9 protein-coding genes and 2 rRNA genes are annotated in these 10,504 nt (G+C 67.1%); 9 read left to right on the top strand and 2 right to left on the bottom strand.

The features are described from left to right. Both EGD98_RS09060 and rrf read left to right on the top strand, forming a co-directional pair. Positions 1-215, top strand: a 23S ribosomal RNA gene (locus EGD98_RS09060); the annotation flags it as partial. Positions 216-348: 133 nt separating this feature from the next. Beyond that, positions 349-471, top strand: a 5S ribosomal RNA gene (rrf, locus tag EGD98_RS09055). A gap of 98 nt (positions 472-569) precedes the next feature. Here the strand turns inward: rrf and EGD98_RS09050 are convergent. After that, entirely contained in the window at positions 570-2,648 is a 2,079-nt protein-coding gene (locus EGD98_RS09050) for a beta-glucosidase (RefSeq protein WP_220588006.1), read from the bottom strand. Between the two features lie 97 nt (positions 2,649-2,745). Here EGD98_RS09050 and EGD98_RS09045 point away from each other — a divergent pair, with 97 nt between their 5' ends. The 4 genes from EGD98_RS09045 to EGD98_RS09030 all read left to right on the top strand — a co-directional run bounded on the left by EGD98_RS09045 (position 2,746) and on the right by EGD98_RS09030 (position 6,061). Beyond that, entirely contained in the window at positions 2,746-3,579 is an 834-nt protein-coding gene (locus tag EGD98_RS09045) for a VOC family protein (RefSeq protein ID WP_220588005.1), read from the top strand. A 120-nt stretch (positions 3,580-3,699) separates the two neighbouring features. Then, positions 3,700-4,350 (top strand): alpha/beta hydrolase, encoded by a 651-nt coding sequence (locus EGD98_RS09040; protein ID WP_220588004.1) that lies wholly within the window; start codon positions 3,700-3,702, stop codon positions 4,348-4,350. Between the two features lie 57 nt (positions 4,351-4,407). After that, on the top strand, positions 4,408-5,472 hold the full coding sequence (locus EGD98_RS09035) for a DUF3179 domain-containing protein (protein WP_220588003.1): 1,065 nt from the start codon (positions 4,408-4,410) through the stop codon (positions 5,470-5,472). After that, positions 5,462-6,061 carry a hypothetical protein gene (locus EGD98_RS09030; protein WP_220588002.1) on the top strand — a complete coding sequence of 200 codons (600 nt, stop codon included), beginning with the start codon at positions 5,462-5,464 and terminating at the stop codon, positions 6,059-6,061. The genes EGD98_RS09035 and EGD98_RS09030 overlap by 11 nt, the downstream gene beginning before the upstream one ends. A gap of 39 nt (positions 6,062-6,100) precedes the next feature. On the opposite strand, the gene EGD98_RS09025 is transcribed toward EGD98_RS09030, so the two are convergent. After that, positions 6,101-6,529, bottom strand: coding sequence for a CopG family ribbon-helix-helix protein (locus tag EGD98_RS09025; protein WP_220588001.1), 429 nt, complete (start codon positions 6,527-6,529; stop codon positions 6,101-6,103). 115 nt (positions 6,530-6,644) lie between these two features. On the opposite strand from EGD98_RS09025, the gene EGD98_RS09020 reads away from it, so the two are divergent. From EGD98_RS09020 to EGD98_RS09010, 3 genes are read left to right on the top strand one after another with little or no spacing between them, the layout of a single operon-like run. Continuing rightward, entirely contained in the window at positions 6,645-7,829 is a 1,185-nt protein-coding gene (locus tag EGD98_RS09020) for a vWA domain-containing protein (RefSeq protein ID WP_220588000.1), read from the top strand. A gap of 47 nt (positions 7,830-7,876) precedes the next feature. Next, entirely contained in the window at positions 7,877-9,109 is a 1,233-nt protein-coding gene (locus EGD98_RS09015; RefSeq protein ID WP_220587999.1) for an FHA domain-containing serine/threonine-protein kinase, read from the top strand. Positions 9,110-9,111: 2 nt separating this feature from the next. Continuing rightward, positions 9,112-10,479 carry a protein phosphatase 2C domain-containing protein gene (locus EGD98_RS09010; RefSeq protein ID WP_220587998.1) on the top strand — a complete coding sequence of 456 codons (1,368 nt, stop codon included), beginning with the start codon at positions 9,112-9,114 and terminating at the stop codon, positions 10,477-10,479. The last annotated feature ends 25 nt before the right edge of the window (positions 10,480-10,504 follow it).

The raw sequence follows: 10,504 nt of genomic DNA, 5'->3' as shown, positions 1-10,504 counted from the left end.
GGCTGCCACTGGTGTACCGGTTGTTCGAGAGAGCACGTGCCGGGTAGCCACGCAGCACGGGGTAAGAGCTGAACGCATCTAAGCTCGAAACCCACTTGGAAAAGAGACACCGCCGAGAGTCCGCGTAGAAGACGCGGTCGATAGACTTGGGGTGTACGCGCCGAGGTAACGAGGCGTTTAGCCCACGAGCACTAACAACTCAAAGCCATCATTCATACGCACTGTGACTCGATTCACCGACGAACCGCTCGTCAGCTGAGCGAGTCCAGGCGCAAACTGGATCGCACGTACAATACATCTGCCAACTGAGAGCGGTATACCATCGTGGTTCGACTCCACGACTCAGCGTTAGGCGGCCATAGCGGTGAGGTTGCCTCCCGTACCCATCCCGAACACGGAAGATAAGCTCACCAGCGTTTCGGTGAGTACTGGAGTGCGCGAGCCTCTGGGAAATCCGATTCGCCGCCACCATTCATTAGCCACCGAGGAGAGTCATCTCTCCCCGGTGGCTTTTCGTATTTATGCAGAGTGGCAACGCTGTCTTTCAGTAATTTCTCACGACGGTCAGATTATCGCTCGATTGTGACCGTCGTGCGCATGTCTGCAACAGAGCGGCCAACTTCGACCGTGTAGCGGCCGCTGTCGACGGTCCAGCCGTCCTGGTACCGCGAGAGCGCGAGCTCGTCGAGTGCCAGCGTAACGGTCCTGGACTCCCCGGGGTCGAGCGCGACCGGCTGTGCGCCGGCGAACTCACGCACCGGACGGTCGATTCCTTCGACGGCGGGAGGTCGCACGTACGCCTGGACGACGTCTCGGCCGGCCCTGTCCCCGACGTTCTCTACAGTGACCTCGACGGTGGCATCGCTGACAGCTGTCGCGGCGCCGTACTCGAAGGTCGTGTAGGAGTGCCCGTGACCGAAGGGATAGGTCGGCTCGTCGTCGCTCGCGTCGAAGTGGCGGTAGCCGACGAAGACGCCCTCGTCGTAGTGAGCGACGTCGTCCACGCCGGGGAAGCGGCGCTCGTCGCTCGTCGGATAGGACTCCTCGGGCGCGAACGTGACGGGGAGGCGCCCGCTGGGGTCGCGGTCGCCGTAGAGGACGTCGGCCAGTGCCGCGCCGTCGGCCTGGCCGGGGTACCACTGTTCGACGACGGCGGCCACGTCGTCGCGCCAGGGGGTTTCGACCGGCCCGCCGGTTCGGAGGACGACGACGGTCCGGTCGTTGGCGGCGGCGACCGCCTCGACGAGTTTGTCCTGGCGCCCGGGGAGCGCGAGGCTGTCGCGGTCCCGGGCCTCCGTGGTCGCGTCGCGCACGCAGACGATAGCGACGTCGGCGTCCTCGGCGGCCGCGACCGCGGCGTCGAGCGAGGGTTCTTCGTCGGGGCCGTCTGAATCGTCGGTTTCGTGGCCGCTGTCGACGAACGGCAGGAGGTCGAACAGCGAGACGTTCTCTATCTCCGGAATCCCGCGCGCGCTCGTTACGGGTCCGCCGGCGCGGTCGGTGAGGCCGTCGACGGGGCTGACCGAGTGGAACGGCGTCGTCTCCGAGGAGCCACCGCCGCCGAGCTTGGCGTCGTGGACGTGGGGGCCGACGAGTGCCACGTCGGCGTCGTCGGAAAGGGGCAGGACGCCGTCGTTCTCGAGCAGGACGGTCCCGCGGGCGGCGACGTCGCGGGCGAGGTCGCGGTGGCGCTCGCTGTCCAGTTCGCCGGGTCGGTCGCGGCCGTCCAGCAGACCGATACGGGCCATCTGCCCGAGGACGCGGGCGACCATATCGTCCAGCCGGTCGGCGGGAACCGACCCGTCGTCGATGGCAGCGGCGAGTGGCTCCCCGAACAGGCCAGCGCGAGTCCCGTCCGGGATGCCGTCGGGCCACTCGAACTCCTCGTCGGGGTCGTCGGGACCGGACGGGACACCGGGCATCTCCACGTCGAGGCCGGCGTTGGCCGCGCCGACGGTTGATTCGAGGCCGTACCAGTCGGAGACGACGTAGCCTGCAAAGCCCCACTCGTCTTTGAGGACGTCGCTGAGGAGGGGCTCGTGGTCGCTCATGTGGGTGCCGTTGACGCGATTGTACGCGGTCATCACCGAGCCGACACCGGCCTCGACGGCGGCGCGGAAGGGTGGGAGATACAGCTCCCGGAGCGTGCGCTCGTGGACGTCGGCGCTGACGGTCGTGCGGCCCGTCTCCTGATTGTTGGCGACGAAGTGTTTGACCGTCGCTATCACGTCCTCGGATTCGATGCCGGCGACGAGCGCGCGGCTGCAGTCGCTGGCGAGCACAGGGTCCTCAGAGAGATACTCGAAGTTCCGACCGCAGTGGGGGACGCGGAGCACGTTCACCCCGGGCGCAAGCAGCGCGTCCTGATCGTGCGCGCGAGCCTCGCGAGCCATCGCGGCCCCCTGTTCACGGGCCAGGTCGGGGTCGAACGTCGCGGCGGCGGCGAGCGTGGCGGGGAAGGCCGTCGACCGTTCGCCCTCGGCGCGGATGCCGAGTGGACCGTCGACGAGCCGGAGCGGCGGGATGTCGAGGCGCGGGACGCCGGGGAGGTAGCCGGTCGCGGTTCCCTCGGGGTCTTCTGCTCCGCGAACGAGCGCGAGTTTCTCTGTGCGGGTCAGCTCGGCGACGAGCGCGTCGATGTCGGCCATGCGATATCGGCCGTGGGCGCGGGGGCGGGAAAGCCGTTTGGGGTACCATTTATCGAAGTGACACAACCGCTATCCGTGTCTCGCGTGAACTGTAGATATGGACGACGAGTCGCTCCCGCCGGAGACAGGTGTCGGTCGCGTCGCGCTGACCGTCAGAAATCTGGGCGAGGTGACCGAGTTCTACGAGTCGGTGGTGGGCCTGGTGGTTCACGAGCGCACGGGCGAGCGAGCGGTGCTGGGCGACGGCGAGACGGCGCTGCTGGAACTCCGCGAGGACCGGAGCACGCCCGAGCGACCGCGGTCGGCGGCCGGCCTCTTCCACACTGCGTTCCGGGTCCCGTCCCGGGGTGGGCTGGGTGATGCCCTGGAACGACTCGAGGGGCAGTGGCGACTCTCGGGGACGGCCGACCATCTCGTCAGTGAGGCACTGTACTGTCGGGACCCGGCGGGGAACGGCGTCGAGATATACTGGGACCGCCCGCGGTCGGCGTGGGAGGAGACACCGGACGGCGGGGTCCGGATGGCGACGGAGCCGCTTGACGCGACCGGGGTTCGACAGGCGGCCACGGGCGAGGCTGCGGTGCCAGCCGGGACCGACGTGGGTCACGTCCATCTGGAGGTGACCGACCTCGACGCCGCCCGCGCGTTCTACGACGACGCGCTGGGCATGACAGTCCGGACCACGTACGACGGCGCGCTCTTTCTGGCGGCGGGCGAGTACCACCACCACGTGGGCGCGAACGTCTGGAACGAGCGGTCGACACCGGCGAGCGGTCGTGGCCTCGACTGGTTCGAACTTTGCCTGCCGACCGAAGATGCCGTCACCGCCGCGTGCGACCGACTCGAAGGAGCAGGCTACGCGGTCGAGGTGGCCAGGGACGGCGTTCGAGTGACTGACCCGGACGGTATCGAACTGCACCTCCGGTCGTAGCCGGTAGCGTTCGTGTTACCGGTCACTCAAATGGATTGCCGGCGTTAGCACGCGTATGACCTGCCAAGTAGCACGTGACGCCAGCTATCGACCGACGAACGCGACGGCCGGGAGGTCCGCATGACCGACGGGCCACATCAGGACCAACAGCTCGTCACCGCCGGCACGCCACTGGACGAAGCGACGGCGGCTTTGATCTTGGTCCACGGTCGGGGCGCGACGGCCCGGAGCATCGTCCAGATGGGCGAGGAGGTCCACCGCGAGGGTGTGACGCTGCTTGCACCCCAGGCCGCTCGCAACACCTGGTACCCCAACTCTTTCCTGGCGCCCGTCGAGCGCAACGAGCCGGGGCGCAGTTCCGGATTGCAGGCCGTCGACGACGCCGTCGAGCGAGCGGTTGCGGCCGGTATCGACCGCGAGCGCGTCCTCCTGCTCGGTTTTTCCCAGGGTGCCTGTCTCGCCAGCGAGTACGTCGCGCGCAACCCCCGGCGATACGGCGGGCTGGTGGCGCTGTCGGGCGGACTCATCGGCGAGACCGTCGACCCGACGAGCTACGAGGGTGATATCGAGGGGACGCCGGTGTTCGTCGGCTGTAGCGACGTCGACCCGCACATCCCGCTGGAGCGGGTCAAAGAGACGAGCGAGGCGTTCGAGCTGCTGAACGGCGACCTGGACGAGCGCATCTACGAGGGGATGGGCCACGGCGTCAACGAGGACGAGCTCGAGGCCGTGGCCGAGCTGGTCGCCGGGCTGGTCAGTGACCAGTCCTAAACCCGGTTACTGAGGGCTCACCGCGAGATTTTGTGGACGGCTGGCGTAGCGTGAGCTATGCAACGCACACGCCGAGCCTGGCTCGGGGCGCTGGGGGCGGCCGGCGCGGCCGCCCTCGCGGGCTGTGGCGGGGTCGTCGACGGGCTGACTGGCGGGGGGACACCGAGCGGGCCGGGCCCGCCGGCGTCCGAGGGCGACCTCTACGTCGGCCACGAACTCGACGTGCTGAACGAGAACATCACGGACGGCGGCGTCCCGAAAGACGGTATCCCCTCCGTGGACGAGCCGGAGTTCCAGCCGGCCGACGCGGCGTCGCTTGCCGACGGCGACGTGGTGTTCGGCGTCGAACGCGGCGGTGAGGCAAAGGCCTACCCGCAGTACATCCTCGTCCACCACGAGATTGTCAACGACACCGTCGGCGGCGACCCGGTCGCGGTGACGTACTGTCCACTCACCGGCACCGCACAGGGGTTCGAGCGCGGGGAGACGACCTTCGGCGTCTCGGGGCGGCTCGTCAACTCCAACTTGACGATGTACGACCGGGACACGGACAGCTGGTGGCCACAGGTGGTCGCGACGGCCATCAGGGGTCCCAGAAGGGGGGAGACCCTCTCGGAGTTCCGGGTCGTCTGGACCACGTGGGGCGAGTGGCGGGGGGCGCATCCGGACACCGTCGTCCTCACCGAGGAGACGGGATACCAGCGCCGTTACGGCTCCGACCCGTACGGCCAGTACAACCCGCCGAGGGGCTACTACACGAACGATGAGACGCTGTTCGAGCCACTGGTGTCGGACGACCGGGTGCCGCCCAAGCGCGTCGTCATCGGGACACGGACTGACGCGGGCGCACTCGCGTTCGACAAGCAAGCGCTGCTGTCCGAGCGCGTGCTGACGGGTTCCATCGACGGGACCGACCACGTCGCCGTGGCGGATGCGACGCTTTCGACGGGGTACGTCTACGCGAACCCCGACAGTGTCGGCGTCGAGCCCGGCGACGGCGGCTACCGCGTCGGCGGGGAGGTCCACGCATCGGACGCGCTCCCGCTGGAGCGGGTGCTCGCCTTCGACGGGATGTGGTTCGCCTGGGCGGGGTTCTACCCGGAGCTTCCATATGTCCGGTGAGGCCGCCGGCGGCCGCGAGGCTGCCGGGAACCGGGCACTGGGCCTGCTCCGGCAGAGTGGGGTCGCGGTCCGGGGCGCCCTCTCGAGACGGGACGGCCGCGCTACCGCCGCTGTCGCCGGGCTGGGCTACCTGCTGGTCTATCTCGTCGGACTCGGCCACCTCGGAGTTGGCCCTTCGGGGCTGGAGCTGTCCGTCGTCGCCGACCCCCTGACGCGGGCGCTACAGTTGCGGGGTCCCTTCCAGTGGGAGCCGGTCGCCCTGGCCGTCGTCGGGCCCGTCGAGCTGCTCGTCTCGCCGCTGAATATCGCGCTGGGAACGCTGCTCGGCCTGCTCGTCGGCCTGAACCTGGCCGTCTCGCTGGTCGCCTACCGGGGCCCCGCGGCCTGCAAACTCGGCCCCGGCGCCGGCGCAGCGGCGGGACTACCTGGAATCCTCTCGGGCTTTGCCTGCTGCGGGCCGACGATACTCATCGTCCTGGGCCTGCAGGCGAGCGCGACCGTCCTGACCCTGTTCCAGTGGCTGCTCCCGCTGACGGTGCTCGCGCTGGTCGGAACGTTGCTGTGGGTCGGTCGGAAAGTCGAGGCGTGAGGCCGGTTCGCTTCGAGGCCTTCCTACGGTCGGCCTCGCTTACTCCATATCGGTGAACGTCCCGAACTCGTCGACGGGGACGACCGAGTAGTCGATGTTAAGCGTGTCCTTGGTCGCGCGGATCTTGCCCACGAACGTCGATATCTCTTCGAGTGTCCCCTCAAGGACGAACAGCTCCATACAGCGGTGTTCGCCGACGTGGCTGTGGAAGTTCGAGGCGACCAGCCCCTCGTGTTCGTGGCGCAGGTGCATCATCTTCTCCTCGACGGCGGTGGTGTCGTAGTCGAAGAGGACGGTGACGATACCCATCAGCTCCCGTCCTTCGAGGCGCTTGTCCTCGAACTCGCCGAGCAGATTACGGCTGGCCTCCCGGATGATTTCGCTGCGGCCGGTGTAGCCGTGTTCGTCGGCGAACTCGTCGATACGTTCGAGGAGCGATTCGGGCATGGAGACGCTGACGACGGTCATGTATTAACTGAATGGGGTAATCCTATTAAGGATTATTGAACAGTCGCCGTTTACGGAGTTTTCACCACCAACGGAGGGAAAACTTATAACTAGCTCTCAAGATGGACCTAGCAGTATGACAGCGAACGTCGTGACCGACGTGAATCGACCCTACGTTCCCGCTGGTGGAGCGAAGCTGACCGCCGAAATCGAAGTCGAACCGGGCGAGCAGGACGTAGAGCCCGTCCGACACATCGCACTCTGTATCGATTCGAGCGGCTCGATGTACGAGGGCGGGAACATGGACCGCGCTCGCGGCGGGGCCGAGTGGGTCTTTGGCCTGCTGAACGACGACGACTACGTCTCCATCGTGGCGTTCGACACCGAGGTCACCGTGGTGCTGGACGCGACCCGCTGGGGAGATATCTCCCGTCAAGATGCCGTCGAGAAGGTCCACGACATTCAGGCCGGCGGTGGGACGGACATGTACCAGGGCCTGCAGGCCGCGGCGGACACGCTCAAGGACCTCCCATCGGACAAGAACACCGCGCGTCGCGTCCTGCTGCTTTCGGACGGCAAGGACAACACCCACGACCCGCCGGAGTTCGAGACGCTAGCCCGCGAGATAGACAGCGCCGGCATCCGCATCAAATCGGCGGGTATCGGCGAGGACTACCGCAGCGAGACCATCCGCAAGCTGGGAAGCGTCGCCCGCGGCGACTGGACGCATCTGCAGGCGTCGGGCGACATCGAGCAGTTCTTCGGCGACGCCGTCGAGGAGGCCGGCAGCGTCGTCGCCCCCGACGCCGAACTCGAACTCGACATCGCCGACGGCGTCGAGGTCAGCGAGGTGTACCGCGCGCTCCCCCAGACCCAGGAGGTCACGCCGGAGTGGTCGGCCAACAGCGCCGTCATCAAGCTGCCCGACCTGCTGGACCGGGAGACCCAGCGAGTCGTCCTGAAGATTCACGCGCCGGCGCGACCACTGGGCGAGCATCGCCTCGCGGACGTGACGCTGACCGCGGGCGGCGAGACGGCGACGACGACCCTCTCGGTGGAGTACAGCGACGACGAGGAGCTGCTCCAGCAGCACAACGAGGATATCGACATTGACCACAAACAGACCGTCATCCAGACCGAGCTGGGCAAGGGCAACGTCGCCGAGGCCCAGACCCAGATCGAGCAGATGACCCGGATTCACGGGGCCGATACGGAGGCCGTCCAGTCCGCCGAGCGCCAGACCCAGATCGTCATGGAGGGTGGCCGCGAGGAGCAGAGCCGGGCCACGAAGATCGTCACCGACGAGGGCATCCAGAAGTGACAGCGCCGCACGTGGGCGTCGCGGCCACAGCTATCGAGGCCTGAGCGATGCCGTGGGAACCCGAACCGGGCGACACAATCGCCGGCCGGTACGAACTTCAGGAGTTCCTCGGCAAGGGCGGGTTCGCGAAGGCCTACAAAGCGCTCGACCGGGACACCGGCGATACGGTCGTGCTGAAACACCCGAACTACACCGAGTCACAGAACGACGAGTCCGTCATCGAGGAGTACTTCGAGAAAGAGGCGGAGTCCTTAGAGCGCATCGCCGCGGCGGGCGGTCACGAGAACGTGATGGACCTCTACGACAAGGTCCGCTTCCGTGACGTCCCCTTCCTCGTCGTCGAACTCGTCGAGGGCGGCCTCGAGCTGGACGAGGTCATCGACAAGCACGGCCCTATCGCGGACAGCGAGCAGGTCCGTCAGATCGGTATCGACCTCGCGGACGCGATGGGCTTTCTCCACGAGAACGAAATCGTCTACCGGGACCTGAAACCCGAGAACGTCATGTTGAAGCCCGACATCACGCCGACGCTCATCGACTTCAACACGGCGACGGGCTTTGACTCGACGGGGGACCCGTCCACGGGGAACCAGGGGACCACCATCCTGGGGCCGTTCAAACCCCGCGAGGTCGCGGAGGCCAGCCGGACGGACGTGCGCCAGGGGCCGTGGTCCGACGTCTACTCTATCGGGAAGATACTGCTCTTCCTGCTGAAGGGGTCGGTGCCGAAGAAAGACGGCGTCAACCCGCACGACTTCGGCGCCGACTGCGACGACTACCTGGCAGAGATCGTCGAGCGGGCGACCCAGTCGGACTACCGCCATCGCTACCGGAACGCGACCGTGCTGCGGGACGTTCTCGAAGAGAAAGACCCGTCCCCACCGTCGAAGGCGTCGATTCGGTATATCCAGGCGGGAAAGCAGTTCACCGTGGAGCCGGGCGACACCGTCGGGCGCGAGGGGGCCAACGGCCCGCCGGCCTCGATCACCATCGACGACCCACAGGGGGAGTACATCTCGTCGGTCCAGGTACAGTTCGAGGCGGAGGGGGGCGAGTGGTATCTCGTCGATCGGAGCCTCAACGGGACGTTCGTCCAGCAGGGGTCGGGCTGGCAACGGGTGCTGTGTGGGGCCGGTCGCGACCGACTCAAGGAGAAAGGCGAAGATTACACCGACCGGCACGGGAATGAGCCGCCGGAGTCGATTCGGGTGGCAGACGGCGACCTCATCTCGCTCGTCCATCCGACCTACGGCGTCACGTTCGAGTTCAAAGCGGAGTAACAATGCGATACACCACGAATTACGACATCGGCGACCGGAAGCGCGGACAGGGAATCAACGAGGACAGCCTCTCGGTGACCATCTTCGAACAGGGCCACCGGGACGGCTATCTGGGGCAGACGAGGCCGTCCCGCATTCGTGAGCGGGCGGCAGAGTTAGCGGACGACGAGGCCGAGAACGAGCCAGAGGAGTCGACGTCGGACGAGGTCGACCCCGCTGAGACCGACAGCGAGCCGGGTGCCGAACCGGCGGATGTGGCTGCGGCCATCGACGAGGCCGAGACGGACACAGGCGCAGCAGCCGACGACTCGGAACAAGAGGTGGATGACGCAGACGAGGACAGCGAGGAGGCCGACCCGGAGTCCGACGGCGCGGTCGAAGCCGGGGATACAGAAGGCGAGGCGGACGCGGCTGACGACGCCGACGACGAGCGGGCGGAGATGCCGGCAAACCGCTCAGCGGGCGTGTTCGTACTGGCCGACGGGGCGGGCGGTCACGACGCGGGCGACGTGGCGTCCTACATCGCGACGACGGTCGTCGCCGAGAACCTCGCGCCGGTGGCCATCCACGCGGCGCGGAGCCACCCACAGGATTTCGACATCGACATCCCGCCGGCCGTCCAGCCGGAGACGATGGGTCCCGAGGATATCCAGACCGGGCTGGAAAACGCCATCATAAAGGCACACCGCGAGATTATCCGCTATGCCGACGAGTCGGGGACACAGGCGTACACCACGGTCGTCGCCGGCGTCTTCGTCGACGGCCAGCTCCACCTGGGGTGGGTCGGCGACAGCCGGGCGTATCTCGTCAACGACGCCCGCGAGGAGATTGTCCAGCTCACCAAGGACCACGCCGTCGTCGAGGAGTGGGCAGACCAGGGCGAGATAGACGACGTCGAGGCCCACGTCCACCCCGACGGGAATCAGATAACGCGGGCGCTGGGCGGCTCCGGCCACGAGGACCCCGACCGCGCGATGGTCGAGGTCGACACCCGGTCGGTCCGGCTGTTCGCCGAAGACACCGTGCTCGCGACCAGCGACGGGCTCATAGACGCCCAGACCGACGCCCCACAGCTCTACGAGGAGTACATCGAGTCCGACCGCTCCGAGGAGATGGCCGAGTCCGTCCTCGACGCTGTCGTCACCGACGAGGAGATACGCGATGTCCTGCTCTCGGCGGACTCGCTGGACGACGCTGCCAGGGAGTACGTGACGATATCGAACGAGCGCGGGGGCAAAGACAACATCTCGGTGCTCCTGTTCGAGGACGAGACACTTCCGCCGACCCCCAGTGGGGGGCTCCCAGTTCGCGCGGCCGACCCCGACGTAGACCTTTCAGAGAGAGATACAGTCATCCTTACTGAAGATTAGCGGGGGGAAATGTTTTATTTCTCCC

The organism is Haloarcula salinisoli (assembly GCF_019599405.1).
Lineage (GTDB): Archaea > Halobacteriota > Halobacteria > Halobacteriales > Haloarculaceae > Haloarcula > Haloarcula salinisoli.
This window is presented reverse-complemented; position numbering and strand designations above follow the sequence as displayed.

Coding starts and splice junctions, on each gene's coding strand:
- EGD98_RS09050 (WP_220588006.1), bottom strand. CDS start 2,648: ATGGCCGACATCGACGCGCTCGTCGCCGAGCTGACCCGCACAGAGAAA.
- EGD98_RS09045 (WP_220588005.1), top strand. CDS start 2,746: ATGGACGACGAGTCGCTCCCGCCGGAGACAGGTGTCGGTCGCGTCGCG.
- EGD98_RS09040 (WP_220588004.1), top strand. CDS start 3,700: ATGACCGACGGGCCACATCAGGACCAACAGCTCGTCACCGCCGGCACG.
- EGD98_RS09035 (WP_220588003.1), top strand. CDS start 4,408: ATGCAACGCACACGCCGAGCCTGGCTCGGGGCGCTGGGGGCGGCCGGC.
- EGD98_RS09030 (WP_220588002.1), top strand. CDS start 5,462: ATGTCCGGTGAGGCCGCCGGCGGCCGCGAGGCTGCCGGGAACCGGGCA.
- EGD98_RS09025 (WP_220588001.1), bottom strand. CDS start 6,529: ATGACCGTCGTCAGCGTCTCCATGCCCGAATCGCTCCTCGAACGTATC.
- EGD98_RS09020 (WP_220588000.1), top strand. CDS start 6,645: ATGACAGCGAACGTCGTGACCGACGTGAATCGACCCTACGTTCCCGCT.
- EGD98_RS09015 (WP_220587999.1), top strand. CDS start 7,877: ATGCCGTGGGAACCCGAACCGGGCGACACAATCGCCGGCCGGTACGAA.
- EGD98_RS09010 (WP_220587998.1), top strand. CDS start 9,112: ATGCGATACACCACGAATTACGACATCGGCGACCGGAAGCGCGGACAG.